The sequence below is a fragment of the Cyanobium sp. Cruz CV13-4-11 genome (assembly GCF_024346055.1).
Classification (GTDB): Bacteria; Cyanobacteriota; Cyanobacteriia; order PCC-6307; family Cyanobiaceae; genus Cyanobium.
The window spans coordinates 153,640-178,459 of sequence record NZ_JAGQCH010000004.1 but is presented as its reverse complement, the minus strand read 5'-3'; the positions used below and the strand labels follow the sequence as shown (position 1 = coordinate 178,459).

Here is a 24,820-nt window from a genome sequence, read left to right as displayed (position 1 = left end):
CACCCATGGCAGCAACCGTGACGGCCCCGATCCGCGCCCGCGTGCTAGGGGTGCCTGTGACTGTGTGCGGTGATGTTTTCGAGGCCGCCCTGGCCCTCCACGGCGGGGCAGTCGCCTCCCCAGCCGCCGCTGAGACAACCGTTGCCTCGGTCGGTGGCTCCAGCGGAGCAGGGACCGGGGGCCAGGTGGTGACCCTCAATGCCGAGATGACGATGGCGGCCCGCTCCAATCGGGAGCTGGGCGCCGTGATCGAGGCGGCTGACCTGGTGATCCCCGATGGGGCCGGTGTGGTGTGGGCCTTGGGGCGCCAGGGGTTCCGGGTGCGCCGGGCGCCGGGCATCGAGCTGGCCCGAAGATTGCTGGAGCATGCGGCAGCCCACGGCTGGCGGGTAGCCCTGGTGGGCGGCAGCCCGGCGGTGATGGACACCCTGGTGGGCCGGCTGCGGCGGGAACTGCCGGGCCTGAATCTGGTGGTGGCCAGCCACGGCTACCTCAGCCCGGCCGAATGGCCCCCGTTCGAGCGGCAGCTGCTGGAGGCCCGACCGGATCTGGTGCTGGCGGCGCTGGGGGTGCCCCGCCAGGAAACCTGGATCCGCGGCCTAGCCGGCCGCCGCAGCGGCGGTCTGTGGATGGGCGTGGGCGGCAGCTTCGATGTGTGGGCCGGCACCAAACAACGCGCCCCCAAGTGGATGCGCGCCCTGCAGATCGAATGGCTCTACCGGCTGGTGCAGGAACCCAGCCGCTGGCGCCGCATGCTGGCCCTGCCGGAATTTGCTGGGGCGGTGCTGAAGGAGCGGGGGTGAGGAGCCGGCAGGGCGCCCACGCGGCGAACTGCTGAATCGAGCCAATCACAGGCCCAACTCCCAGCCATCTCCTAATTTGGAGGAAGCTAGGAGTTCGTTGGGAGTTGCCAGCCCGTCCACCCCGTAGGCCTCCACCGATGGAGGACTTGCTCGCCAAGGACGGCGGGCTTCAGATGGCCATGCCCGTGCTGATGCAACTGGCCGCAGCCAGGCAGGGGGATCGCTATCTCCACTGGGATGAGCTGCGGCATCGCACACCACCACAGGGTCTCAGCCATGAGCAGTGGTGGCTCGCTGAGAAGCTGGCTCGCCGGAGCACAGGCACGCCGTTGCCTCTGCTGAGCTGCGACGGCAGCCCCTTCTGGCTCTGCCAACCGCCGATGCTGCTCCAGGCCCTGCATGACATCGATCGGAGGGCCGGTGCTGGCGGGATGGCCCCGTCAGCCGTCACCACTCCCTCCACCCGCAATCGCTACCTGCTGAGCGCGCTGATGGAGGAGGCGATCACCTCCTCCCAGATGGAGGGTGCCGCAACAACACGGGATGTGGCCAAGGCCATGATCCGCAGCCGCCGGGCGCCCCGGGATCGCTCCGAGCAGATGATCCTCAACAACTTCCGGACCATGCAGCACATTCGGGAGCTCAAGGATCAGCCCCTGACGCCGCAGCTGGTGCTGGATCTCCACCAGTTGGTCAGCCAGGACACGCTTGATGATCCGGCTGATGCCGGCCGGCTGCGGCCTCTAGGCGAGGAGGTGGTGGTGGATGACGCCTATGGAACGGTGTTCCACGTGCCGCCCCCTGCTGCGCAGCTGGAGCAGAGGCTGGAACAGCTCTGCGCGTTCGCCAACGGCGAGACCCCGGCGGCGTTTCTCCACCCCGTGGTGCGGGCCATCACCCTGCACTTCGCTCTGGCCTACGACCACCCCTTCTGCGATGGAAACGGTCGGACGGCCCGGGCGCTTTTCTACTGGGCGATGCTGCATCAGGGCTACGGACTGTTCGAGTTCCTTTCGATCTCTTCGGTGATCAACAAGGCCCGGGGACAGTACGAGCGTTCATTTCTACTCAGCGAAAGCGACGACAACGACCTCACCTACTTCCTGCTGGCCCAGGTGAAGGTGATTCAGCAGGCCATCACCAGCCTGCACGCCTATCTAAGGCGCAAAGCCTGCGAGGTGGGTGCCCTGCAGCGGCAACTGGAAGGCGCCGACGGGTTTGAGGATCTCAATGGGCGCCAGCTGGCCCTGCTCCGCCATGGCCTACGGCACCCCGGCTTCCGCTACACGGTGCTCTCTCACCAGAGCAGCCATGGCGTGAGCAACCAGACGGCCCGCAGTGATCTGCAGAAGCTGGCCGGTCGCGGCCTGCTGATCGCGGCGAAGGAGGGCAAACGGGAGATCTTCAGGGTGCCGGCTGATCTGGCGGCATGCTCCAGCACCATCAGCTGCGAAGGCTTGCGGAGCTCATTGCGAGGCGAAGGTGCGACCGGGATCCGCACCAGGTGAGCCTCCATCAGGGTGCTGGTGAAGGGGCAAAAGACGTCATGCGGTCCAGTCGCTCCAGCCGGGCCAGGTGCTCCGATTGGCGGCGCGCCTCATCACTGTCGCCATGGCGCAGCAGGACCTGACGGATGGCCTCGCGGATGCAGGCACTGCGGCTCTTTCCCTGCTGCCGGGCCAGCAGATCCAGCTGCCGCTCCTGCTCCAACTCCGGCCGCACGCCGATCACCAGGGGGCGATGCCGTGGTCAGGGCCGGGGGCCGACTGCTCTGGGGCTGAAGTTGCGCACCAGGGCGAGAAAGGGATGCTGAAGTAGCTTGAGGTCTAGTGGTTCACCAGCTGCATCAGAGGCGACCACTAGAGGGCAGCGAAGCTCAGCAGACGCTGCTGGCGATCAGTCTGCCCCGGCTGCACAAATCGCGAATCAGCGAACGAGCGCCGCAAAGAGATCAGCATTGGAGAATTCAGACCAAGCATAAGGCTTGCCCAGCCCACCACCCTGGCCAGAGTGGCGACATCACCGGCAGCCGTCGAGAGCAGTCACTTCAGGATCATGCCTTCAGACTGATTAGAGCAATGCATCGAAGAATTTAGTGACTGCATTGCCAGCTTTACCGGAAAGATTGGCCATTACCGAAAAAGCTGCCGCCATCAAGATGGCTTGGGCAGTGTTTCTGATACCCTCCTTCAAAAACACCTGAAGAGCCTGTGATTTCTGGATCTCACTATTATATGTTGCTGCGTTGATCTGGGCAGAGATATTTTCAATGGCGCGCTGCTTGATCACCGGGAAAGCAGCATCAAACTTGGCGGGGAGGGCTGGAGGATTGGGCAGCGAGGCCACATAGGAACGCAGTTCAGGCTCAGAATTAACTGCACTGATCCCTTTCACAACGCCCTTGAGACGATTGATCGCTTCAAAAGTGCTGATGGTTTGGCTGTTGAGGGCACGAGACCCTAGGAAAAACTGAAGCGGGATCATTAAAACTAGCAAAATAGCAAAAAAGCCTGAAAGTCGACTCACCGTTCGCTGCCATTTCTGCAATACTTGCTCTTTAGGATTAAATAGCAGGGCCAAGGCAATCAGCACGGCACCAACCAAAAAAGCAAAGCCGGAAGAGAGAAGTGCCGCAATCAAGCTGAGCTGCCATTCTGGCGTGGCGAGCTTCAATGGAAAAGAGTTAAAATAATGGTGTTTAGTGTCGACCCAATGATTAACCATCCTACAATAGCTACCGCGAAGGAGGTCTTAAGCCAAAGGCGTTTGCGGCGATCTGAATCAGATTCACTTAGTAACCCGATCTCTTCAGCAGTCATGCGCAGGCATTACTTTCATCGTTAAGCATTCTATCACATGCTTCACTTTGCAGTCTCTGAGTGAGTGCTTATTGCAATTAATAAAAAAGCCTCCCCTAAAGGGAGGCTTTACAAACTGCTGATGAGGATCAGGCAGCTGCCTTGATACGGTTGCGAACTTTGCGGGAGAAACCAAAGGCTGCAGCTGCGCCCAGGACGGGAAGCGGACCGGGGACGGGGGCGGGGGGAGCGGCCACTTCGACGGTTGATTGAACCGTCTGAATGCCTTTCCCAGTGATATTGGAAAGAGTGGCGGTGAAAGTTTCAGAAGAAGGGAATGACGTTGTGTAATCGTATTGCCCCCCAGATGAAGAACCGTTAGTGAGGGTTGCCAGTGCGTTGCCCACCGAACCGACCACATTAAATTGGCCAGCCTTGGGGTTTCCCAAAGAGGAAGACAACGATGAAGTATAATACTGAAGCACCTTGCCCGAGGGGCCAGTAATACTGTAATTCAAGACCTTAGAACCAGAATTCCAAGGGGTATTTGATTGAATATTGTAGGTGAAGGAATTAGCTGTAGGATTAGAGAAGGATATGTCGTCAGCGTCACTGAATCCACTGCGTGAGGTTAAGGCGAATGTAAAGCCACCTTGATCACAGGTAAAGGTAAGCGGCGTCAGCGTTGAAAGGGAAGCAGATGCATTGGGACAAGCCGCTGCATTCACGGGTGATGCGCTGGCAAGGCCAATGGCCCCGGCAGAGAAAAGTGCAGCTGTTGCAAACTTGAACTGTTTTTTCATTAAAGATAGCCTTAGTTTGTATGGCTATGACTCTTCTATTACTCCACAGCTCCCGCGCATCGGCGGCAGCTTGCGGCACTACGCCTGGAGATCGCGACAAGTGGCTCGGCAGGGTTTGCAGCCTTGATGCGCCTTTGTGTCTCCCCTCATTATTGATATCAGCTTGCTGCTGCTGATCTGCCTCCAGGCGCCAGTCACTTAAGAACCTAACTGGCCTGAGGTCCAGCAAGCTAAGGGTGCTGATGACGAGACGGATCTTCCCATCAAATTCTCAGCCGGTCAAGGATGTGTGCCCGTCAGCAGTTGATTGGCCAAGACTGGCTGCTCGGCCGCCACTTTGATCAACTGACATCAGGGAACCTTAAATAACCAACATTTTGCAGAGGCTCTGTTGAAAGGAAAAAGCCGCCAAAAGAAGCGGAAGAAAAGAGAATCCCATCGACTATCGGCAAGACCAGATGAGCCATAGGGAGATTAGGTACGAGATTCATGCAACTTTTGCTTCGTCCGAGAAGCCTCTCTGGATCAACAGTTGGCGTGAAAATTGCACAAACAATCACAAGCTGGATCCTGCCCCAATTAAGTGTCTTGCTGATTTTTCAAGGTTCCCACCACTTAAACACCCGATTGAAGAAGACACTTGAAGGCGCTTGAAGTTTTTTGTGATGGACTCAAGAGCAAAATCGAGAATAGTGATGTCGTAAGTAAAGCTCAAATAATTAACAAACTCTCAACTCCTCGGAGGATGACCGATCGCTACTCAGGCCACCAGCTCACCCTTGCTCACCGGAACCCCACCGAAGCCTGCCAAACAAAAGCCAGCAGCAGGAAGAAGAGGGGGATGATCGGCAGGATGTCCACCAACGGGCCGAAGGCCTGGTAGGCCTCGGGCAGTTGGGCCAGCGGGGTGCTGTGGGAAGCGAGACCGGCCAGCAGGAGGTGCGCCATGGAGAGTTGGGGCCCTTGGAGCGGCCCGATGCGGTGTATGGAAATTATCACGGGTGGTCCCGCCGGGAAGGCCGATCTGCCGGCAGCGACATCCTCTGCAAAACAACATGGGGCGCTGGGCCGGGCCCCAGTCGGGGCGGCGCGATGCAGGCTGGGCTTGCACGGGGCTGCTGCTGCACGGGGTGTGCGTGGAGGGGGCAGGCCGGGGCTCGGCGGCTGTGGGCCGGCTGATCGGAGGGCAGGAGACCTTGTGGGTGGCGGGATGCCAGCGGCTGCGAGTAGCTCCGCCAGCTTGGGGGCTGCCTTTGGAAGGTTCCAAGGACAGGCGGATGGGCCACCAGGCCTGCCGCGCAATCGCTCACGGACTTTGCAGCCCCTGGCGCTGATCTCGGGAATGGTGCGGTCGCTGATGCGGGAGGGGCTTGGCTCGGGTGCGGCACTCAGCCGGCGTGGCGGCTCAGCCAGGTGTTGAGGTCATCGGGCCCCCGGAAGTCGAGAAGGGCTACTAAGAGGGTCTCAAGTGCACTAAGCGAGAGCGCTTGGATGCGGGCCTGTTGGCTGGGAGTCAGAGAGCCGCAGCGGTGCTCGAGCAAGCGGAGGGAGATGCCAACGGCTTCGGTCTGGCGGCCTTCCTGGCGGCCTTCCTGGTGGCCCAGCCCGAAGATCTCGCGGTAGGCGACGCTGCTCGTGAAGTCGTCGACGGTGATTCCACCCATGGCGCAGATCTCGGGAACGGTGCGGCCGCTGAAGCGTGACACCAGGATAGCGGCGATCACATCGTCGATCTCTGCGGCCAGGTCTGTGCCAACAGCCTCGGCTCGGATCGCCTTCGAGCAGGCGGGCAACTGATCCTCCGGCAGCAGCAGCATCCCCAGCGCCTTCTGCAACGGTGGGGCCGATGGCGGCAGCCGCTCCGGCTGCAGTTCGATCCACACCACCCGCCTGTCCACAAACTCCTGCACCGGTGTGGGGTCGCCGAAATTCAGCCCCTGCGACGGGCAGATCACCACCACCTGCCAATGACGGATCGGGCGGCCCTGGCGATCCTGTTGCTGCAGCAACCGAGCTGTTTCGGCATTCAGTCGCAGCAGGAAAGCTGGATCGGCGGCCATCTGCGCTTCCAGGATCAGGGCCGGCAACTCGGGCTGATCGGCTGGGGGGAGGAACAGGCCGTCGAGGCGGTATTCCCTTTCCTTCAGCACCGGCGCGCTGAACACATAGCCCTCCATCCTCGGCAGCAACCCGGCCACCAAGGGCTGGAGGCGCTCGGCGTGCTGCTGGAAGAGCCAATAAAACAGTTTGTCGCTGGCGACCACGGGGAGGATTTCAGCCGCCTCACTGCGCCGACGATGCCACGCTCAAGGCGTGGGCGCCGCCGTGGGAGAGCACCAGGTGTGGGCCGCCGGAGAACCCTGCTCCCAGGGGGCGAATTCCTCTGAGAAACAACCCTCCCGGATCGCCTGACCCATCGCCGTGGTGAAGCGCAGCAGGGTGGTGAGGTTGTGGAGGCTGAGCAGGCTGCGGCAGAGCATCTCCTCGGCGCGGATCAGGTGGTGCAGGTAGGCGCGGCTGTGCAGGCGGCAGGCCAGGCAGGGGCAGGTGGGATCGAGGGGGGTGTGGTCGTGGCGGAAGCGTGCATTGCGCAGGTTCCAGCGCTCGCCTCCCACCAGCGCGGTGCCGTGGCGGCCGAGGCGGGTGGGCAGAACGCAATCAAACAGATCGAAACCCTGGGCCACGGCGAGGGCCATCTCCCGCAGGCTGCCCACCCCCATCAAATAGTGAGGCTTGGCCTCGGGCAGCAGGGGCCCCACCTGGCGCACGATGCGATGCATCTCCTCCACCGGCTCGCCCACGCTCACGCCGCCCACGGCGATACCCGGCAGGTCGAAGCCGGCCACCACCTGGGCCGATTCCGCCCGCAGCGCCGGGAAGCAGCCCCCCTGCACGATGCCGAACAGGGCCTGATCCGGCCGTTCGTGGGCGCTGATGCAGCGCTCCAGCCAGGCGTGGGTGCGGCGGCAGGCCTCGGCCACCTCACCTTCAGGCGCGGGCCAGGGGGGACATTGATCAAACGCCATGGCCACATCGGCCCCGAGGGCCATCTGGATCACCATCGAGCGCTCCGGCGTGAGCTCAATGCGGGCGCCATCACGGGGGGAGCGGAACACCACGCCGTCGTCGTCGATGCGGTTGATGGCGCCGAGGCTGAACACCTGGAAGCCGCCGGAATCGGTGAGCAGGGGGCCCTGCCAGCCCATGAAGCGATGCAACCCGCCCGCCTCGGCCACCACCGCCTCACCGGGCTGGAGATGCAAGTGATAGGTGTTGGCCAGCACCATCTCGGCGCCGGTTTCCACCAGCTGGGGGATGGCCACCCCCTTCACTGTGGCGGCGGTGCCCACCGGCATGAACCGGGGCGTGTGCACGGCGCCGTGGGGGGTGCTGAAGCAGCCGCAGCGGGCCCGGGTCCGCGGGCAGCGAGCCGTGATCGTGAAGTCGAAGGCGATGGCGCCGAACCTGCTCAGCCGTGACGCTAGGCGGGTCTGCTGCGACGCTACCCGGGGTTCCTGCCGCCACCTCCCCGTCGCTCCCCGCCCCATGCCCCCATGCCCCGCCTGAGCGCTCCACCGTGGCTGCGGGATCTGGCCGGGGCCTGGATCTTCTACTCGGTGCTGCCGGCCTGGCCGGTGCCGGCGCCCCGCTTCGAGCGCATCGCTCGCTTCGCCCCCTGGATCGGTGCCGTCCTCGGCGGGCTGCAGGGCCTGCTCTGGTGGGGGCTGGAGGGGCGGGTGCCCCTGGTGGCCCAGGTGGCCCTGGTGCTGGCGCTGGGCCTGTGGCTGAGCGGTGGCCTGCACATGGATGGCGTCATGGACAGCGCCGATGGCCTGGCCGCCGGCGATCGCTGCCTGGAGGCGATGGCCGACAGCCGGGTGGGGGCCAGCGGGGTGCAGGCCCTGGTGCTGGTGCTGTTGGTGCGGACCGCGGCCCTGGCCCTGCTCGGGGCGACGGCGCCGATGGCCCTGGTCTGGGCGGCGGTCTGCGGGCGGGTGGCGCCCCTGCCCGCCATGGCCTGGTTCCCCTATCTGCGGCCGGGCGGCAGCGCCGGCTTCCATCGCGCCCACGGGGCAGCCCTGGCGGTGGAACTGCGGCCCACCCTGCTGCTGCTTCCGGTGCTGCTGCTGCTTCCCTGGCCGGGTCTGGCGCCCTGGCCCGTGCCCACCGGCCTGGTGGCCCTGGTGCCGGCCCTGCTCATTCCAGTGGTCCTGGGCCGTCGCCTGGGCGGCCACAGCGGCGACACCTACGGGGCCTGCGTGGAGTGGACCGAATCGCTGGGCCTGCTGCTCATCGCGGCGGTGCTGCGGCTGGCGGCCGCGGCAGGCTGAGCCGGAAGGCGTTGCCCTGCTCGGGCAGCGTCTCGGCCAGCGCCCGGGGCGGCACCACCAGCTCCAGCTCGCCGCCCAGGCTGCGGGCCAGATCCCGCCCCAGGGCCAGGCCCAGACCGGTGCCGGGCAGCTCCTGGCCCCGGGTTCCCCGCACGCCCCGCCCGAAGATCGCCTGCCGCTCCGCCGCCGCGATGGCCGGCCCGCCGTCCCACACGGTGAGGTGGAGCCGGGCGTCGTCGCTGGCCATGTGCAGGCCCACGCTGGCGCCGTGCGGGCTGTAGCGGAAGGCGTTCTCCAGCAGGTTGGCCAGGATTTCCGCCACGGCCCCGCTGTCGCCGCTCCAATCGGGCAGGGCCTCGGGCCCCTGCCAACCGCGCCCCTGCAGGGTGGCGGTGGCGGCCGCCCGCTGCAGCAGCGGTTCGAGCAGCCCGGCCAGGGGCTGGCCCTCCGGCCCGCTCAACAGCGGCGGCAGCAGCAGCGGCTGGGGGGAGGTGCTGCCGGCGAGCAGGCCTTCGGGGTGAACCAGCTCGCTGATGGCATCGACATAACGGTTGATCTGGCGTTCCTCGGCCAGCAGGCCCTGCACCAGGGAGCGGTCACTGTGCTCCGGGCCGAGGCGTCTCAGCAGCAGCTGGCCGAAGGTGCGCAGGGCGGTGAGGGGGTTGCGCAGCTGGTGGAGCAGCAGGCCCAGCTGCTCCTCGCGTTCCGTCAGCTGCTGGCGCAGTTCTCCGCCCTCCAGATCCAGCCGCAGCGCTTCGGTGAGGACCAGGGCCACGGCCTGGAGCCGCTGGGCGAGGGGCTCGGGCCAGGGGTTGCGGGAGGCCTCCACCTGCAGGGCACCGAGCAGGCGCTGGCCATCGCGCAGGGGCAGCCAGCGCCGCTGCTCGGCGGGCACCCGCAGCCGGCTGACCGTGTCCACCGGTGGCAGGGCCCGCTCGTCCGGGGGCCAGTGGCCGACCGGAAGCAGGCTGGGCTGGCCCGTTGTGCCCTGCTGGGTGACGTAGACCACCAGCGAACGGACGTCCGGGCAATCGATGAACTGACCCAGCTGGAAGCCCACCAGGGCCAGAAACCGCTCTGAGACAGGCATCACGTCCCGCGGACAGCGTCGTTGGGGGAAATTTTGAAAAGAGGCGTGTCGAAACGCAAAAATAGTTTTAAGCTGTCGGTAACGACCACTACCTCGCAGTCCTCGGACGGGCGGAAAGTTGCAGTCGTAAAGGCCAGTGTTGCGCTTTGCTCGCAACCAAGGCTACAGCAGAGGCAGCTGCGTACCGCCTCTGTCCCGGCCCCTACCCCACCAGGGGTTCCGGTCGGTGTTACCGACAGTGATTCTCTCCGACCCGCTTCAGGTCGACAGTCGTGTGGACGTGGACCCGCCATCTCTCCAGGGTGGCGGGTCCGCCATGGCGCTCGTCGTCGGCTCCTGCCGACCCACGCTCGTCTGCAGCCCCCCCCCAACTCCACCTTTCGGCCTCCCTTCACCGGGATCCATTCCATGTCCAAGAAGCGCAAGCGGATCAGTCGCCGTCGTCTCGCGGGTCAGCGGGTCCTCGCCCATGTCCCCACGTTCAACCTCGAAACCGGCGCCCACAAACCGGTCACAGCGGCGCGCCGCTACATCGCCGAAACGGAGCTGATGGCTCCAGCGATCCTCAACGTGCGCCGCAACGAGCACACCACCGACCGCTTCTTCTGGGGGGAGAAAGGTCTGTTCAGCGCCCAGTACGCCGAAGAGAACCACTTCCTGTTTCCGTCCCTGCGCCTGATCGTCGACAGCATCGGCGAGGAGGTCCTGTTCGAAGGCCTCGAAGCGCTCGCCTCCGACGATTGGGAGGAAATGGAAGAGTACGAGTACGCCTTCGTCTGATCCCCAGGGCTGGCGAAGGGGTCAACCTTCCCATCAGCCACTTTCGCGCCAGCCAGTGAAGAGGAAGTCCCGCATGGTGGCGATCAGGTCGGGATCGATGCAATGGCCGCCTGGGAAGGCGATCCGCTGCACCGATCCCCCCGCTTCCGCCAGGGACCTTTCCAGCGCCTGACTCGCCGCGAAGGGCACCACCGGATCCTGCTCCCCATGGGTGAGCAGGATGCTTGTGCGGGGAGCCTGGGGCCGCCAGTCAGGGTGCGGGTAGCCGCTGCAGGCGATCAGGCCCGCCAGGGCGAGGGGGGCGCTGGCGTCGGCGCCACCGCCGGTGGCCACGTCGATGGCCATGGCGGCCCCCTGGGAGAAGCCCAGCAGGCTGGTGCGCTCCAGCGGCACCGTGGTGCCCAGGGCCAGCAGCCGCTGCCGCAGGTCGCGGCGGGCCTGGGGCAACTGGGGCCATTCGGGTTGCTGCAGGTCGTACCACTGGCGGCCAAAGCCACCGGGATGGGGCAGGGGCGCCCGCAGGGCCACCACGCTCAGGTCGAGGCTGGCGGGATCGGCGCCGATCAGTTCCGCCCCCAGATCGAGCAGGTCATCGGCGTCAGCGCCCCAGCCGTGCAGCAGCACGAGACGGTGCCCGGCCTGGCGGGGACCGATCCAGAGGGCGGTGCCGTCGTCTTCACTCAGCTGGGCTTCGGCGGAGGGATCCGTGGGCACGGTGGCGTTCGGCTGTTGCTGCGTAGGTTGGCTCCTCCCATGCCCTTTCCGCCGTCATGGCTCCCACGGCCCTTCTGAGCGTGTCCGACAAGCGGGGCCTGGTGCCGCTGGCGGAGGGGTTGCTGGCCCAGGGCTACGCGCTGCTCTCCAGCGGCGGCACCGCCGCAGCCCTGGCGGCCGCCGGCCTGCCGGTCACGAAGGTGGCGGAGCACACCGGAGCCCCGGAGATCCTGGGCGGACGGGTCAAGACCCTCCATCCCCGCATTCACGGCGGTATCCTGGCGCGCCGGGATGACCCTTCCCACCGGGCCGACCTGGAGGCCCAGGGGATCGTCCCGATCGATGTGGTGGTGGTCAATCTCTATCCCTTCCGCACCACCGTGGCGGACCCAGACGTCAGCTGGGAGACCGCCATCGAGAACATCGACATCGGTGGACCGGCGATGGTGCGCGCCGCCGCCAAGAACCACGCCGACGTGGTGGTGCTCACCGATCCCGACCAGTACCCAGGCTTCCTGGACGCCCTGGCGGCCGGCCGGGTCGACGGGGCCCTGCGGCGCCGCCTGGCCCTGGCCGCCTTCGCCCACACCGCCGCCTACGACGCCGCCATCGCGACCTGGATCGAGGGCCGCCTGGCAGATCAGCAGCCCGCCGCCGCGGCGCAGGCGCAGCCCCTGCGGCTGGAGCTGCCCCTGCGGCAGGTGCTTCGCTACGGCGAGAACCCCCACCAGAGCGCCCGCTGGTGCGGGGAGGCCAACGTGGGCTGGGGGGCGGCCCGCCAGCTGCAGGGCAAGGAGCTCAGCTACAACAACCTGATCGACCTGGAAGCGGCCCTGACCACGGTGGCGGCGTTCGGGTATGGCCCCGGGGCCGAGCCGGCGGCGGTGGTGGTTAAGCACACCAACCCCTGCGGTGTCGCCCTCGGTGTGGATACCGCCGACGCCCTGCTGCGGGCCCTGGATGCCGACCGCGTTTCCGCCTTCGGGGGCATCGTTGCCCTCAATGGGGCGGTGGATCGGACCGCCGCCGATCACCTGGCGGGGTTGTTCCTGGAATGTGTGGTGGCGCCATCCTTCTCGGAGGAGGCCCGCCAGCGGCTGGCGGCGAAGGCCAACCTGCGGCTGCTGGAGCTCGACCCCAAGGCCGTGACGGCGGCCTCCGGGCGCCTGCAGCTGCGCAGCGTGCTCGGGGGTGTGCTGGCCCAGCAGGCGGACGATGGCCCCGCCGATCCCGACAGCTGGCAGGTGGTGAGCGACCGCCAGCCCAGCGAACAGGAGTGGCGGGATCTGCGCTTCGCCTGGCAGGTGGTGCGTCACGTCCGGTCCAACGCCATCCTGGTGGCTCAGGGCGGCCGCACTCTCGGTGTCGGGGCCGGCCAGATGAACCGGGTGGGCTCGGCCCGGCTGGCCCTGGAGGCCGCCGGCGACGCGGCCCGGGGGGCGGTCCTGGCCAGCGATGGCTTCTTCCCCTTCGATGACACCGTGCTTCTGGCGGCACGGCATGGCATCACCGCGGTGATCCAGCCCGGCGGCAGCAAGCGCGACCCGGATTCGATCGCCGCCTGCCAGGCCAACGACATGGTGATGGTGATCACCGGCCGTCGTCACTTTCTGCATTGAGGTCGCCGGCAGTTGTAACTTCGTTGGGCCCACAACCGGCTCTGGCCCGGTGGAGTTCCAACGCGTGATGTTCGCCGCCCTCCCCAGTTCCCTTGCCTTCGGCCTCAACTTCGTGCATCCCCTGCTGATGTGGGTGCTGCTGGGCCTGGCCGGCTACGCGATGTTTCTGGGCATCAAGGCCAAGAAGACCCGCACCGCCACGCCCGAGGACCGCAAGGAGCTGATCAAGGGGCAGTTCGCCAAACGCCATTTCCTCTTCGGCAGCCTCGTGCTGGCCGTGCTGGTGCTCGGCTTGGTCGGTGGCATGGCCGTCACCTATATCAACAACGGCAAGCTGTTCGTCGGACCGCACCTGCTGGTGGGATTGGCCATGGCCTCCCTGATCGCCATGGCGGCGGCCCTCTCCCCCCTGATGCAGGCCGGCAACCTGATCGCCCGCAAGGTGCACGTGGGCCTCAATATGACCGTGATGACCCTGTTCCTCTGGCAGGCCGTCAGCGGCATGCAGATCGTCAACAAGATCCTCACCGCTCCGGCGGCCTGAGGGGATCGGGGCCCGTTCCGCTCTGAGCCATCAGGCCCTCAGAACTGGGCCCGGCGCCGGGGCGGGCAGGGGATGCCGTGGCTGGCGTGGAAATCCTCCTGCACCTTCCAGGTGAGTCGCCGGGAGATCTGTCGCACGATCTGGCGCAGCAGGTGGTCACCGCTGCTCTGCACCAGGTGGTCGGGAAGGATCGAGAGCATGCCGGGCAGGCGCAGCCACACGGCCAGATCCAGCTGCCAGCGCACCAGGGTGTGCAACATGACGCCATCCACCTCTTCGGTGGAGACCTCCGCCCCGCCGGCCTCATCGAGCCGCAGGGAGGCGGCGAATTCGACGTCGTAGAGACCCTGCAGGGCTTCATCCACCTGGGGCAGGGGCACGGTGAGGATGCGGTAGACGCCGGCGGTCTGGGGGAGCAGTTCGAGGCCGATCGTCGGCTCGACCTCAAAGCCGAAGTTGCCGAACCGGCCAAGGGTGAGCACGTAACCCTGGTTGCCGATCGGTTCGACCGTCATCGGGGCAGCGCAGCGGCGGAACCAGCCTTCGTGGCGGTCGAGGTAGGCGCCCACCACTGCAGCCGGAGCCCGCATCTCCATCAGATCGGCGAAGGCGCTGGCGTAGCGACGTACGGAGGGATCGGACCGCTCCCGCAGGGGTTCGCTCTTGGGGGCCCCTGGATCGTCGGGAGCCTGGTGCAGGGAGGAACCTGCCGCCATCGTGATCTGGGGCGTGCGGTGGGTCAGAAGGGAGCTGCTGGAAAGGACCGGGGTTGCGCTCTCACCGGCGGCCGTGGGGGAGAGGAAAACCTTTCATGAATGTAAAGCCACCCGGTCAACCCCGGCTCTGGGTGGGGTCATCCCGGCTGGTGGCTCACGCTTCGCTGAGGCCCACCAGGCGCTCGATCACATCCTCCACGACCCGGTCGGGGGTGGAGGCACCGGAGGTGATGCCCACACGGACCGGGCCGGCCGGCAGGAAGGGTTCCAGGGTCTCGAGGGCGCCCCCCAGGGGCTTGTGCTCGATGCGGTTGCCCGGGCCGATGCGCTCAGGGGTATCGATGTGGAAGGAGCGGATGCCGCGGCTGACGGCGATCTCCTGCAGGTGGGTGGTGTTGGAGGAGTTGTAGCCACCGATGACCACCATCAGGTCGAGGGGTTCGTCCACCAGGGCGAACATGGCGTCCTGGCGCTCCTGGGTGGCGTCGCAGATGGTGTTGAAGGCCAGGAAGTGCTCGTCGAGCTCGGCGGGGCCGAAGCGCTGCAGCATGGTGCGCTCAAACAGGCGGCCGATCTCCTCGGTTTCGCTCTTGAGCATGGTGGTCTGGTTGGCGACGCCCACCCGCACCAGGTCCCTGTCCGGGTCGAAGCCGGGGGAACAGGCATTGGCGAAATGGCGCATGAAGGCCTTCCGATCGATGGCCCCCTGGCCCCGCTCGAGGATGAAATCGCTGACCATGCGGGCCTCGGCCAGATCAAGCACCACCAGGTAGGTGCCGGCGAAGGAGCTGGTGGCGAGCGTCTCCTCGTGCTTCACCTTGCCGTGGATGATCGAGGTGAAGGCATGCTTCTTGTGCTTCTCCACGGTGTTCCACACCTTCGACACCCAGGGGCAGGTGGTGTCGACGATGTGGCAGCCGCGCTCGTTGAGCAGCTGCATCTCCTGCACGGTGGCGCCGAAGGCGGGCAGGATCACCACGTCACCGGTGCCCACCTCGGAAAAGTCCTTGACGTCGTCGTCGACGGGGATGAAGCGGACGTCCATCTCGCGCAGATGGGCGTTGACCGAAGGGTTGTGAATGATCTCGTTGGTGATCCAGATCCGTTCGCTGGGGTAGTGGCGGCGGGTTTCGTAGGCCATCGCCACGGCCCGCTCCACGCCCCAGCAGAAGCCGAAGGCCTCGGCCAGGCGGATCTTGAGACGCCCGCGCTGCAGCACGTGGCCGTTCTCCCTGAGGCTGGCGATCAGGTTGCTCTGGTAGGCCTGCTCAAGGCTGCCCGCGACCTCCTCACCCAGGCCGAAGCCGCGGCGGTTGTAGCGATCCGAATGGTGGAGAGAGCGCTTGAAGGCACGGGTGTCCACAGGCAAGTACCGGGGTGTGCCGACTCTATGGGGGTCGGTGGTGGGACGGGCGAAAAAAAACCGCGGCGCGAGCCGCGGTGCGTGAACGGCCTGAACCGGGTGGTCAGTTGGAGGACGAGACGAAGTCGGGATAGGCCTCCATGCCGTGCTCGCTGATGTCGAGACCGAGCTCCTCCTCCTTCTCGTGCACCCGGATGCCTCCGGTGAGAGCGCCGAGGACGCTCCAGAGGAGCCAGGCGGTGACGATCGTGAAGATGGAATAGGAGAAGCTGCCAAGGATCTGCAGGCCGAGCTGGTTGAAGCCCTTGCCGAGCAGCAGGCCGGCGTCCTTGTTGAACAGACCCACGGCCAGGGTGCCCCAGATGCCACCGATGCCGTGGACGGAGAAGGCGCCGACGGGGTCGTCGATGCCGATCGAATCGATGAAGCTCACGGCGTAGACGACCAGGCCACCACCGATGAAGCCCACGACCCAGGACGCCCACATCGGGAAGCCGTCGCAGCCGGCAGTCACGCCCACCAGGCCGGCCAGGATGCCGTTGATGGTCATCGTGAGGTCGGGCTTGCCGGAGTGAATCTGGGAGAAGAGGGTGCCGGCGATGCCGCCGCCGGCGGCGCCGAGGGTGGTGGTGACGGCGATGTAGGGAACGGCTTCGGTCATGGCCAGGACGGAACCCGGGTTGAAGCCATACCAGCCGAGCCAGAGGATCAGGCAGCCCAGGGTGGCCAGGGCCTGGCTGTGGCCCGGGATGGCCTGGGGCTTGGAATCGATGAACTTGCCGATGCGGGGGCCGAGGATCAGGGCGCCGATCACGCCGGCCCAGGCGCCCACGGTATGGACCAGGGTGGATCCGGCGAAGTCGATGAAGCCGAGCTGATTGAGCCAGCCGTTGGCGTTCCACTTCCAGCTGCCGGCGATCGGGTAGATGATGCCCACCAGGATCAGGGAGAAGATCACGAACTCCTTGAACTTGATGCGCTCGGCCACCAGGCCGGAGACGATCGTGGCGGCGGTGCCGGCGAAGGCAGCCTGGAAGAGGAAGTCGACGCTGGGGGTGAGCTTGCCTTCGGTCACCATTTCAGGGGTGACGGTGGGATCGAAGAACAGGCCCTTGAAGTGCAGCCAGCCACCGGCGATGGAATCGCCGTACATGAGGGAATAACCGATGAACCAGTAGGCCGTCACCGCCAGGGCGAAGACGATCAGGTTCTTGGCCAGGATGTTGACGGCGTTCTTCTGACGGCAGAGGCCAGCCTCCACCATGGCGAAGCCGGCGTTCATGAAGATCACCAGGAAGGCCGCGATGGCCAACCAGAGGTTGTTGATCAGGAAAGCGGGGGTGAGCTCGGGCAGTTCGGCGGCGTGGGCGGAGAGGGTGAACACGCCCAGGCCGAACAGGGCGAGGGGGACACAGGCGAGCCAGGTGAGCCCCTCCTGGGAGGAAAAACCACGAACCTTGCGCATTAACAGGGTGGGCGCCTCAAGAAGACTGGCCTCCCCGAGGCTTCGAGGCGCTCGGGACTTGTGCTGTTGACTTGAAACGGTCATGGGAACGCGGTGAAGTGAATGCTCGACTTCTGATGCCGCAACTGGCATCAACAATGTCCGACTATCCATGGGGTGAGACCGGGGCAATGTCTGATTCGATACCAGGGGAATTTCAGAACACATCCTCCGGATCGCAGGGGGGGCCCGGCTCCAGTCTTCCCGTCTCCGCTCCAGTCCCCATGGCCATTCCTGCCCACTGCTATCGCGGCAGCCACTACCACCCTCACCACGCCTGAGCGGCAAGGCCGAGGAACGTCACGGCGGCGTCCGTGAAGCTGTAGCGGCAGGGGAGCACCTCGACCCCGGCCGCCACGGCCGTGCGGAACAGCTCCCCATAGCGGGGGTCGGCACTGTCCCCGGGCGCGAAGCGGGTCACATCGCCCCGGCTCAGGCAGGGCACCAGCACCGCCCGGGCCCCGGGTAGCTGGGCCGTGAGTTCCACCAGATGCTTCTGGCCCCGCTCGGTGACGGTGTCGGGAAACAGGGCCAGATCGCCGTCGCTCCAGGTGGTGTTCTTCACCTCCACGTAGATCGGCCGCGGATCGGCGGCCCCCGCCGCCGGTGTCAGCAGCAGGTCGATGCGGCTGCGGCGCCCCTCTCCGTACGGCACCTCGGCCCGCACGCTGCCGACCGGGCCCAGCCAGGGCTCCAGGCAACCCGCCTCGATCGTGGCCCGCACCAGCCGGTTGGGCAGCGCCGTGTTGACACCCACCCAGACCTGGCCGCCGCCATGGGCTCCCACCTGGGCCTGTTCCCAGGTCCAGGCCAGCTTGCGGCTGGGTGAGGGGTCGTGGCGCAGGCGTACCCGGCCGCCCGGCAACAGCACCCCGGTCATCGGCCCGGTGTTGGGGCAGTGGGCCGTCACCGTCTGGCCATCGTCCAGGGCCACATCGGCCAGGAAGCGCTTGTAGCGCTTCAGCAGCACCCCCTCCACCAGCGGACCGGTGGGCAGCACGGGCACGGCGGTGGTGGCTGGGGCCATGGGTCGGCTGCCGGGGGAGGAGGGCCATACTGCCGTGCGTCCCGATAGGCACTGCCCCGCCGCCATGGCCCGATCCCTGCGCCGGATAGCCCTGATCGTGGGGGCGGCCACGGCCCTCAGCAAGGTGGCCGGCCTGCTGCGGCAGCAGGTGATCGCCGCCGCCTTCGGCGTTGGGGCGGCCTACGACGCCTACAACTACGCCTACGTGCTGCCCGGTTTCCTGCTGATCCTGCTCGGTGGCATCAACGGGCCCTTCCACAGCGCCATGGTGAGCGTGCTGGCCCGGCGGCCGCGCCACGAGGGCGCCCACGTGCTGGCCAGCATCAACACCCTGGTGGGCGCGGGACTGATCGTCGTCACGGTGCTGCTGCTGCTGGCCGCCGATCCGCTCATCGATCTGGTGGGTCCAGGCCTGGACGCGGAGCGCCATGCCCTGGCCGTGCTGCAGCTGCGTTGGATGGCGCCGATGGCCCTGTTCGCCGGTCTGATCGGCCTCGGTTTCGGCGCCCTCAACGCCGCCGACGTGTTCTGGCTGCCCTCGGTGAGCCCGCTGCTCTCCAGCGTCGCCGTCATCGTCGGCATCGGTCTGCTCTGGTGGCAGCTGGGCAGCAGCATCACCCTGCCCGCCACGGCGGTGATCGGCGGCGTGGTGCTGGCCGCCAGCACCACGCTGGGGGCGATCCTGCAGTGGCTGATCCAGCTGCCGGCCCTGGCCAAGGAGGGCCTCAACAGGCTGCAGCTCGTCTGGGACTGGCGCGATCCCGGCGTGCGGGAGGTGTTGCAGGTGATGGCTCCGGCCACCCTCTCCTCGGGGATGCTGCAGATCAACGTCTTCGTGTCGCTGTTCTTCGCTTCGGGCATGCCGGCGGCGGCGGCGGGCCTGGGCTACGCCAACCTGCTGGTGCAGACGCCCCTGGGCCTGCTCTCCAATGTGCTGCTGGTGCCGCTGCTGCCGGTGTACGCCCGGCTCACGGCACCGGAGGACCGGCCCGAGCTGATCGGCCGCATCCGCCAGGGACTGATGCTCTCCAACGCCACGATGCTGCCCCTGGGGGCGCTGATGGTGGCCCTGGCCGTACCGATCGTGGCCCTGATCTACCAGCGCGGCGCCTTCGATCGCAGCGCCGCCGACCTGGTGGGCCAGCTGCTGATGGCCTACGGGATCGGCATGCCGGCCTACCTGGGCCGGGACGTGCTGGTGCGGGTGTTCTACGCCCTCGGCGACGGCAACACCCCCTTCCGTTGGTCGTTGGCCGGGATCGGGCTCAACGCCGTCTTCTGCTGGGCGTTCACCGGCGGTCCCACCCCGGGCTGGGGTCTCCAGCTGCCGATGCTCAATGCCGGCGCCGCCGGCCTGGTGCTGGCCACCGTGGCGGTGAACCTGATCACCTGCGCCGGCCTGCTGCTGGCCCTGAGCCGCCGGCTGGGGGGCCTGCCCCTGCGGCTCTGGGCCGCCGACAGCGGCAAGCTGCTGCTGGCGGCCGTGGCCGGCGGAGCCGCCTGCTGGGGGCTCTCGCTGGCCGTGGCCTGGCCCCCGGGTCTGGGGGGTCTGTTGCTGCAGAACGTGCTCTGCAGTGGCCTGGCGGTGGGCCTCTACGGCCTGCTGACGAGCCTGGCCGGCGTGCCGGAGGCCCGCCAGCTGCTGCAGATGGTGCGCCGCCGGGCCTAGGAGAGCCGCACCTGGCGCTCCTCGCGGACCTGCACGGGAATCTCCAGGTGGGAGCGGCCGATCATCTGGGGGCCGTCGATGGAGAAGATCCGGGCTTCGATGCCGAAATCGCGGAAGGCGGTCTCCAGTTCCTGGATCAGGGCCTTCTCCACCTGGGCCTCGGCATCAACCACCTTGCCGATCAGACGACCCCCGAGCCTGCCGATGCGCTGGCGCACCACGTCGCGGGCATTGGTGACTTCGATGACCAGCACGACCCGCCTGCGTGGGGTGGTCACCCTATCGGTAGAGGGGGCTTGCGGCCGCGGCTGTCAGCAAAAGGGTTGCAGCACGTCTTCGAGATCCCGCAGCTGGCCGGCGGGCACCAGCCGCGCCAGGGGCAGCCGCGTGCCGCCGCCGCCGATCGGCACCTGCACCGCCTCCAGGGCCTGGCGGGCGCAGACTTCTGCGCCCTGGTCGAGCCGGGCGGCGCACTCGATCGCCAGGGTCTGGGCCAGGCCCGCATCGCCCAGGTACAGATGCCAGCCGGCCACCTGCACGTAGAGTCGATCGGCGATCGAGCGGCTCAGTTCTTCGAGATCAGCGGCGGCAAGCGTCATGGCTGGGGCTGGGGGCGTTGCAGCACCACCACGGTGCCATGGATCAGCAGCAGCCCCGCCCAGCCGAGCGTCAGCCAGTTCAGGTGGGACCAGGGGTGCCGCATCCCCTGGACGAACCAGAGGCCGCTGTTCACGGCGGCGAACAGGGCGGCATGGAGGGTGAGGTTCACGATCCGCGCGAAGTGCCGATAGGTGGGATCGTCGGGATCGGCGGGGCCGTACCAGCGGATCGGCATGGGGGAAGGTCTGGGCTCTGATGCGGACCCTATCGGGGCGGGGGTGGCAGGGGCGTTGTTGACGGATCGGCACCCCGTGGGGTGAGAATGACCTGGCAGGCGCTTGTAGCTCAGCGGATTAGAGCATCTGACTACGGATCAGAGGGTCGGGAGTTCGAATCTCTCCAGGCGCGTTCTCTCTCTCACCGCCCCCCGGGGCGGTTTTTTATGGCCGTCGGGCTGGCCCCGCCCGAAGCCCGGCCAGTCCAGCGCCGTTTGCCTACGATCGGATTCATCTTGCGTAGCCCCATGGCGGACCGAATGGATCACGGCCCTGCTCCCACCTCCTCCAGCGTGGCTGCCATCGACAGCTCCCTGGCCAGTGGTGATCCGGCCATCGCCGCCCTGATCGAGAAGGAGCTGCGGCGCCAGCAGACCCACCTCGAGCTGATCGCCAGCGAGAACTTCGCCTCCCGGGCGGTGATGGAGGCTCAGGGCTCGGTGCTCACCAACAAGTACGCCGAGGGCCTGCCCCACAAGCGCTACTACGGCGGCTGCGAGCACGTCGATATCATTGAGGAGCTGGCCATCGAGCGGGCCAAGCAGCTGTTCGGTGCGGCCTGGGCCAACGTCCAGCCCCACAGCGGCGCCCAGGCCAACTTCGCGGTCTTCCTGGCCCTGCTGCAGCCCGGCGACACGATCCTGGGGATGGATCTCTCCCACGGCGGCCACCTCACCCACGGCTCGCCGGTGAACGTGTCGGGTAAGTGGTTCAAGGCCGTCCACTACGGCGTCGACCCCGAGACCCACCAGCTCAACGTCGACACCATCCGCCAGCTCGCCCTGGAGCATCGGCCGAAGCTGATCATCTGCGGCTACTCCGCCTACCCCCGCACGATCGATTTCGCCGCCTTCCGGGCCATCGCCGACGAGGTGGGGGCCTACCTGCTGGCCGACATGGCCCACATCGCCGGCCTGGTGGCCTCCGGGGTCCATCCCAGCCCGGTGCCCCACTGCCACGTGGTCACCACCACCACCCACAAGACCCTGCGGGGCCCCAGGGGTGGCCTGATCCTCTGCAACGACGCCGACTTCGGCCGCCAGTTCGACAAGGCCGTCTTCCCCGGCTCCCAGGGCGGGCCGCTCGAGCACGTGATCGCTGCCAAGGCCGTGGCTTTCGGGGAAGCGCTGCAACCCAGCTTCCGCAGCTACAGCCAGCAGGTGGTGCGCAATGCCCAGGCCCTGGCCGAGCGGATCCAGGAGCGCGGCATCGCCGTGGTCTCCGGCGGCACCGACAACCACCTGGTCCTGCTCGACCTGCGCTCCATCGGCCTGACCGGCAAGCTGGCCGATCGCTTGGTCAGCGACGTCAACATCACCGCCAACAAGAACACGGTGCCCTTCGATCCGGAGTCGCCGTTCGTCACCAGCGGCCTGCGTCTGGGCAGCGCCGCGCTCACCACCCGCGGCTTCGATGCCGAGGCCTTCCGCGAGGTGGCCGATGTCATCGCCGATCGCCTGCTGCATCAGGACGATGCCGCCGTCGAGCTGCGCTGCCGGGAACGGGTGGCCTCCCTCTGCGGGCGCTTTCCTCTCTATGGGCGTCAACGTGAGCTTCAGCACGCCTGACGCCCCCGTTCGCCCGTAACCTGACCCCCTAAGGACCGTTGCTTTCCGGCCCGCCGTTGTGACCCTCGCCTACAGCCCCAACGCGGCGGCCTTGCTCACAGCCACCGCGGCGGCCCTGCTTACGGCGCTGATCGTGCCGGTGGTGAGGAGGCTCGGTCTTCGCTGGGGTCTGGTCGACCCGCCCGATTCCCGCAAGCAGCACACCCTGCCGATGGTGCGGCTCGGAGGGGTGGGGATCGTGGCTGGCTTCAGCCTCTCGCTGGCCTTCACCTGGACCTTCGGCGGCTTCGCCGAGCTGCCACCGGACAAGGACCAGCTGATCTGGACCACCCTGGCGGGGGCCCTCTGTTTCTTCGTGATCGGCCTGGCCGACGACCTGTTCGCCCTTCCCCCCCTGCCCCGTTTGCTCGGCCAGGTGCTGGTGGCCGCGGCGGTGTGGAACCAGGGGGTGCGCATCGGCAGTATCGATCTGCCCTTCGGCCTGGGGACCTCCGTCGCCGGTCTGCCGCTGCCGGAGGGGCTGAGCCTGCTGGCCACGGTGGTCTGGCTCGTGGGCATCACCAACGCGATCAACTGGCTCGATGGCCTCGACGGGCTGGCGGCGGGGGTGAGCGGCATCGCCGCCGTGGGGCTGCTCTCGGTGAGCTTCAGCCTCAGCCAGCCCGCCGCCGGCCTGCTGGCGGCGGCCCTGGCCGGCAGCTGCCTGGGCTTCCTGCGCCACAACTTCAACCCGGCCCGCATCTTCATGGGCGACGGGGGCTCCTACTTCCTCGGCTTCGCTCTGGCGGCGATCAGCATCGTCGGCCCGGCCAAGCGCCTCACCAGCGTCAGCCTGCTGTTGCCGCTGATGATCCTGTCCCTGCCCCTGGCTGACATGTCGGCGGTGATCATGGGCCGCCTCCGGGCCGGCCGCTCCCCCTTCTACCCCGATCGCCGCCACCTGCACCACCGCCTGCTGCGGGCCGGCTTCAGCCACCGCCGCACCGTGGTGCTGATCTACGCCTTCACCCAGTGGCTGGCGTCCATCGCCCTGGTGCTGGCCAATGCGGAGATGCGCTTCCTCTGGCTGGCCCTGGCCACGGCGGTGCTGATCGCCGTGCTGGTGGTCTGCCGCCGGCAGATGCAGCAGGAGGCCAAGTGAGCAGCTCCCCCGGCGGCGCCGGGGTGGAGGTGCTCTGCATCGGCACCGAACTGCTGCTGGGCAACATCGTCAACGGCAATGCCCGCTGGCTGGCCGAACAGCTCGCCGCCCTCGGGGTGGTGCACCACCGCCAGCAGGTGGTGGGCGACAACCGGGAGCGGCTGATCGAGGCGGTGCGGCAGGCGGCGGGGCGCTGCCGGGTGCTGATCACCACCGGCGGCCTGGGCCCCACCCCCGACGACCTCACCACCGAAGCGATCGCGGCGGCCTTCGACGCCGACCTGGTGGAGCACGGCGAGATCTGGGCGGCGATCCAGGCCCGGATCACGGCCCGGGGCCGGACCGTGGCCCCCTCCAACCGCAAGCAGGCCCTGCTGCCGCGTGGGGCCGCGGTGCTGCCCAACCCCACCGGCACGGCGCCCGGGATGATCTGGACCCCGGTGCCGGGGTTCACCGTGCTCACGTTTCCTGGGGTGCCCAGCGAACTGCGGGCGATGTGGGAGGCCACCGCGGCCCCCTGGCTGCAGGAGGCGGGCCTGGCTGGTGGGGTGTTCGCCAGCCGCATGCTGCGCTTCTGGGGCGTGGCCGAGTCCGATCTGGCCGAGCGGGTGCACGACCTGCTGGCGCTGGAGAACCCCACCGTGGCCCCGTATGCCGGCGCCGGGGAGGTGAAGCTGCGCATCACGGCCCGGGCCGCGGACGGGGCCGCCGCCGCCGCCCTGCTGGCCCCGGTGGAGGCGGAACTGCGCCGCCGCACCGGAACCAGCTGCTTCGGTGCCGACGGCGACAGCCTGGCCTCGGTGGTGCTGGCGGCCCTGCGGCGCCGCGGCGAGACCCTGGCGGTGGCGGAGTCGTGCACCGGCGGCGGCCTCGGGGCCGCCCTGGTGGCGGTGCCGGCGGCATCGGAGGTGTTTCTCGGTGGGGTGATCGCCTACGCCAACACCGTGAAGCAGCACCTGCTGGGGGTGCCGGCCGAGCTGCTCGCTGCCCATGGGGCAGTGAGTGACCCGGTGGCCGAGGCGATGGCGGAGGGGGCCCGGCGCCTCACGGGGGCCACCTGGGCCGTGGCGGTCACGGGCATCGCCGGACCCGGTGGTGGCACGGCCGAGAAGCCGGTGGGGCTGGTGCACATCGCCGTGGCCGGCCCCGATGGCTGCGGCAGCGAGGCGGTCCGCTTCGGCAGTGGCCGCGAGCGCACCTGGATCCAGACGCTCACGGTGGGGGAAAGTCTGAACCGCCTGCGGTTACGGCTGAACACGGCGGCCAGCTGATCGGGCCCCATCGGAACATCTGCTGCCCCCGGCCGCCAACGATCACGAATCCTGTGGCATGGACTTTTCCCCCCTGCCTGGCACTTTTCCCCCGAAACACAGGGCCTTTTCCACAGGTCGCCGGGGCTGGGCCGAAGCCGTCGCAGGGGTCCTCGCCTCTTGCTGCGGGAAAGGCCTTCCCCCCTTGACCTGACGCAGTCCCGC

Annotated in this window: 25 protein-coding genes and 1 tRNA gene; 11 read left to right on the top strand and 15 right to left on the bottom strand. The window is 67.4% G+C overall.

Features of this window, described 5'->3' with window-relative positions:
• Positions 1–5 precede the first annotated feature (5 nt).
• Both KBZ12_RS05005 and KBZ12_RS05000 read left to right on the top strand, forming a co-directional pair.
• Positions 6–803, top strand: a complete 798-nt coding sequence (locus KBZ12_RS05005) for a WecB/TagA/CpsF family glycosyltransferase (protein WP_254956722.1) — start codon at positions 6–8, stop codon at positions 801–803.
• 137 nt (positions 804–940) lie between these two features.
• Positions 941–2,311 (top strand): Fic family protein, encoded by a 1,371-nt coding sequence (locus KBZ12_RS05000; protein ID WP_254956721.1) that lies wholly within the window; start codon positions 941–943, stop codon positions 2,309–2,311.
• Between the two features lie 7 nt (positions 2,312–2,318).
• Here KBZ12_RS05000 and KBZ12_RS04995 read toward each other — a convergent pair whose 3' ends face one another.
• From KBZ12_RS04995 to tgt, 6 genes are all read right to left on the bottom strand, one after another.
• Positions 2,319–2,534: a ribbon-helix-helix protein, CopG family gene (locus KBZ12_RS04995; protein ID WP_254956720.1), complete on the bottom strand. Its 216-nt coding sequence runs from the start codon at positions 2,532–2,534 to the stop codon at positions 2,319–2,321.
• 339 nt (positions 2,535–2,873) lie between these two features.
• Positions 2,874–3,476 carry a hypothetical protein gene (locus KBZ12_RS04990; RefSeq protein WP_254956719.1) on the bottom strand — a complete coding sequence of 201 codons (603 nt, stop codon included), beginning with the start codon at positions 3,474–3,476 and terminating at the stop codon, positions 2,874–2,876.
• A gap of 274 nt (positions 3,477–3,750) precedes the next feature.
• Positions 3,751–4,404, bottom strand: a complete 654-nt coding sequence (locus tag KBZ12_RS04985) for a hypothetical protein (RefSeq protein WP_254956718.1) — start codon at positions 4,402–4,404, stop codon at positions 3,751–3,753.
• 783 nt (positions 4,405–5,187) lie between these two features.
• Positions 5,188–5,352 (bottom strand): photosystem II reaction center protein K, encoded by a 165-nt coding sequence (locus tag KBZ12_RS04980; RefSeq protein WP_254956716.1) that lies wholly within the window; start codon positions 5,350–5,352, stop codon positions 5,188–5,190.
• A gap of 440 nt (positions 5,353–5,792) precedes the next feature.
• Positions 5,793–6,668 (bottom strand): DUF2887 domain-containing protein, encoded by an 876-nt coding sequence (locus KBZ12_RS04975; protein ID WP_254956715.1) that lies wholly within the window; start codon positions 6,666–6,668, stop codon positions 5,793–5,795.
• Positions 6,669–6,710: 42 nt separating this feature from the next.
• Complete coding sequence (gene tgt / locus KBZ12_RS04970) at positions 6,711–7,859, bottom strand: tRNA guanosine(34) transglycosylase Tgt (protein WP_254956749.1); 1,149 nt, start codon at positions 7,857–7,859, stop codon at positions 6,711–6,713.
• Between the two features lie 99 nt (positions 7,860–7,958).
• On the opposite strand from tgt, the gene KBZ12_RS04965 reads away from it, so the two are divergent.
• Positions 7,959–8,735, top strand: a complete 777-nt coding sequence (locus KBZ12_RS04965) for an adenosylcobinamide-GDP ribazoletransferase (RefSeq protein WP_254956713.1) — start codon at positions 7,959–7,961, stop codon at positions 8,733–8,735.
• Here the strand turns inward: KBZ12_RS04965 and KBZ12_RS04960 are convergent.
• Positions 8,695–9,825 carry a HAMP domain-containing sensor histidine kinase gene (locus KBZ12_RS04960; RefSeq protein WP_254956711.1) on the bottom strand — a complete coding sequence of 377 codons (1,131 nt, stop codon included), beginning with the start codon at positions 9,823–9,825 and terminating at the stop codon, positions 8,695–8,697. The genes KBZ12_RS04965 and KBZ12_RS04960 overlap by 41 nt on opposite strands.
• 408 nt (positions 9,826–10,233) lie before the next feature.
• Here KBZ12_RS04960 and KBZ12_RS04955 point away from each other — a divergent pair, with 408 nt between their 5' ends.
• Positions 10,234–10,605: a DUF3155 domain-containing protein gene (locus KBZ12_RS04955; protein WP_216907583.1), complete on the top strand. Its 372-nt coding sequence runs from the start codon at positions 10,234–10,236 to the stop codon at positions 10,603–10,605.
• Between the two features lie 33 nt (positions 10,606–10,638).
• Here the strand turns inward: KBZ12_RS04955 and KBZ12_RS04950 are convergent, their stop codons facing one another.
• The gene (locus KBZ12_RS04950) at positions 10,639–11,319 is read right to left on the bottom strand and encodes an alpha/beta hydrolase (RefSeq protein ID WP_254956709.1); all 681 of its coding nucleotides are present in this window, start codon (positions 11,317–11,319) and stop codon (positions 10,639–10,641) included.
• A gap of 56 nt (positions 11,320–11,375) precedes the next feature.
• Here KBZ12_RS04950 and purH point away from each other — a divergent pair, with 56 nt between their 5' ends.
• Positions 11,376–12,938 (top strand): bifunctional phosphoribosylaminoimidazolecarboxamide formyltransferase/IMP cyclohydrolase, encoded by a 1,563-nt coding sequence (gene purH, locus KBZ12_RS04945; protein ID WP_254956707.1) that lies wholly within the window; start codon positions 11,376–11,378, stop codon positions 12,936–12,938.
• 67 nt (positions 12,939–13,005) lie between these two features.
• Complete coding sequence (locus KBZ12_RS04940; RefSeq protein WP_254956748.1) at positions 13,006–13,482, top strand: DUF4079 domain-containing protein; 477 nt, start codon at positions 13,006–13,008, stop codon at positions 13,480–13,482.
• Positions 13,483–13,520: 38 nt separating this feature from the next.
• On the opposite strand, the gene KBZ12_RS04935 is transcribed toward KBZ12_RS04940, so the two are convergent.
• The 4 genes from KBZ12_RS04935 to sfsA form a co-directional block, all read right to left on the bottom strand.
• On the bottom strand, positions 13,521–14,198 hold the full coding sequence (locus KBZ12_RS04935) for a DUF1997 domain-containing protein (RefSeq protein ID WP_254956706.1): 678 nt from the start codon (positions 14,196–14,198) through the stop codon (positions 13,521–13,523).
• Positions 14,199–14,352: 154 nt separating this feature from the next.
• Positions 14,353–15,561, bottom strand: a complete 1,209-nt coding sequence (locus KBZ12_RS04930; RefSeq protein ID WP_254956747.1) for a 4-hydroxy-3-methylbut-2-enyl diphosphate reductase — start codon at positions 15,559–15,561, stop codon at positions 14,353–14,355.
• Between the two features lie 103 nt (positions 15,562–15,664).
• On the bottom strand, positions 15,665–17,110 hold the full coding sequence (locus tag KBZ12_RS04925) for an ammonium transporter (protein WP_254956704.1): 1,446 nt from the start codon (positions 17,108–17,110) through the stop codon (positions 15,665–15,667).
• A 223-nt stretch (positions 17,111–17,333) separates the two neighbouring features.
• Positions 17,334–18,092, bottom strand: coding sequence for a DNA/RNA nuclease SfsA (gene sfsA / locus KBZ12_RS04920; protein ID WP_254956702.1), 759 nt, complete (start codon positions 18,090–18,092; stop codon positions 17,334–17,336).
• Between the two features lie 64 nt (positions 18,093–18,156).
• Between sfsA and murJ the strand changes: the two genes are divergently transcribed.
• Positions 18,157–19,761, top strand: a complete 1,605-nt coding sequence (murJ, locus tag KBZ12_RS04915; RefSeq protein ID WP_254956745.1) for a murein biosynthesis integral membrane protein MurJ — start codon at positions 18,157–18,159, stop codon at positions 19,759–19,761.
• On the opposite strand, the gene KBZ12_RS04910 is transcribed toward murJ, so the two are convergent.
• The 3 genes from KBZ12_RS04910 to KBZ12_RS04900 are packed head-to-tail and all read right to left on the bottom strand — an operon-like array spanning position 19,758 to position 20,596.
• Positions 19,758–20,015 carry a cytochrome-c oxidase gene (locus tag KBZ12_RS04910; protein WP_216907603.1) on the bottom strand — a complete coding sequence of 86 codons (258 nt, stop codon included), beginning with the start codon at positions 20,013–20,015 and terminating at the stop codon, positions 19,758–19,760. The genes murJ and KBZ12_RS04910 overlap by 4 nt on opposite strands.
• 57 nt (positions 20,016–20,072) lie before the next feature.
• Complete coding sequence (locus tag KBZ12_RS04905; protein WP_254956701.1) at positions 20,073–20,360, bottom strand: DUF3181 family protein; 288 nt, start codon at positions 20,358–20,360, stop codon at positions 20,073–20,075.
• Positions 20,357–20,596, bottom strand: a complete 240-nt coding sequence (locus tag KBZ12_RS04900) for a 2TM domain-containing protein (RefSeq protein WP_254956700.1) — start codon at positions 20,594–20,596, stop codon at positions 20,357–20,359. The genes KBZ12_RS04905 and KBZ12_RS04900 overlap by 4 nt, the downstream gene beginning before the upstream one ends.
• 99 nt (positions 20,597–20,695) lie before the next feature.
• Between KBZ12_RS04900 and KBZ12_RS04895 the strand changes: the two genes are divergently transcribed.
• The 4 genes from KBZ12_RS04895 (at position 20,696) to KBZ12_RS04880 (ending at position 24,616) form a co-directional block, all read left to right on the top strand.
• Positions 20,696–20,769: transfer RNA gene (locus tag KBZ12_RS04895), tRNA-Arg, on the top strand.
• A gap of 127 nt (positions 20,770–20,896) precedes the next feature.
• Positions 20,897–22,204: a serine hydroxymethyltransferase gene (gene glyA, locus KBZ12_RS04890; RefSeq protein WP_396100650.1), complete on the top strand. Its 1,308-nt coding sequence runs from the start codon at positions 20,897–20,899 to the stop codon at positions 22,202–22,204.
• A 58-nt stretch (positions 22,205–22,262) separates the two neighbouring features.
• Positions 22,263–23,345 (top strand): MraY family glycosyltransferase, encoded by a 1,083-nt coding sequence (locus tag KBZ12_RS04885; RefSeq protein WP_254956699.1) that lies wholly within the window; start codon positions 22,263–22,265, stop codon positions 23,343–23,345.
• Entirely contained in the window at positions 23,342–24,616 is a 1,275-nt protein-coding gene (locus KBZ12_RS04880; protein WP_254956698.1) for a competence/damage-inducible protein A, read from the top strand. The genes KBZ12_RS04885 and KBZ12_RS04880 overlap by 4 nt, the downstream gene beginning before the upstream one ends.
• Positions 24,617–24,820: the final 204 nt, after the last annotated feature.

What these genes read in the sequence shown, in the direction of transcription:
- KBZ12_RS05005 (WP_254956722.1), top strand. Translation starts at nt 6, where the DNA reads ATGGCAGCAACCGTGACGGCCCCGATCCGCGCCCGCGTGCTAGGGGTG.
- KBZ12_RS05000 (WP_254956721.1), top strand. Translation starts at nt 941, where the DNA reads ATGGAGGACTTGCTCGCCAAGGACGGCGGGCTTCAGATGGCCATGCCC.
- KBZ12_RS04985 (WP_254956718.1), bottom strand. Translation starts at nt 4,404, where the DNA reads ATGAAAAAACAGTTCAAGTTTGCAACAGCTGCACTTTTCTCTGCCGGG.
- KBZ12_RS04980 (WP_254956716.1), bottom strand. Translation starts at nt 5,352, where the DNA reads ATGGCGCACCTCCTGCTGGCCGGTCTCGCTTCCCACAGCACCCCGCTG.
- KBZ12_RS04965 (WP_254956713.1), top strand. Translation starts at nt 7,959, where the DNA reads ATGCCCCGCCTGAGCGCTCCACCGTGGCTGCGGGATCTGGCCGGGGCC.
- KBZ12_RS04960 (WP_254956711.1), bottom strand. Translation starts at nt 9,825, where the DNA reads ATGCCTGTCTCAGAGCGGTTTCTGGCCCTGGTGGGCTTCCAGCTGGGT.
- KBZ12_RS04955 (WP_216907583.1), top strand. Translation starts at nt 10,234, where the DNA reads ATGTCCAAGAAGCGCAAGCGGATCAGTCGCCGTCGTCTCGCGGGTCAG.
- purH (WP_254956707.1), top strand. Translation starts at nt 11,376, where the DNA reads ATGGCTCCCACGGCCCTTCTGAGCGTGTCCGACAAGCGGGGCCTGGTG.
- KBZ12_RS04940 (WP_254956748.1), top strand. Translation starts at nt 13,006, where the DNA reads ATGTTCGCCGCCCTCCCCAGTTCCCTTGCCTTCGGCCTCAACTTCGTG.
- KBZ12_RS04935 (WP_254956706.1), bottom strand. Translation starts at nt 14,198, where the DNA reads ATGGCGGCAGGTTCCTCCCTGCACCAGGCTCCCGACGATCCAGGGGCC.
- KBZ12_RS04925 (WP_254956704.1), bottom strand. Translation starts at nt 17,110, where the DNA reads ATGACCGTTTCAAGTCAACAGCACAAGTCCCGAGCGCCTCGAAGCCTC.
- sfsA (WP_254956702.1), bottom strand. Translation starts at nt 18,092, where the DNA reads ATGGCCCCAGCCACCACCGCCGTGCCCGTGCTGCCCACCGGTCCGCTG.
- murJ (WP_254956745.1), top strand. Translation starts at nt 18,157, where the DNA reads ATGGCCCGATCCCTGCGCCGGATAGCCCTGATCGTGGGGGCGGCCACG.
- KBZ12_RS04905 (WP_254956701.1), bottom strand. Translation starts at nt 20,360, where the DNA reads ATGACGCTTGCCGCCGCTGATCTCGAAGAACTGAGCCGCTCGATCGCC.
- KBZ12_RS04900 (WP_254956700.1), bottom strand. Translation starts at nt 20,596, where the DNA reads ATGCCGATCCGCTGGTACGGCCCCGCCGATCCCGACGATCCCACCTAT.
- glyA (WP_396100650.1), top strand. Translation starts at nt 20,897, where the DNA reads ATGGATCACGGCCCTGCTCCCACCTCCTCCAGCGTGGCTGCCATCGAC.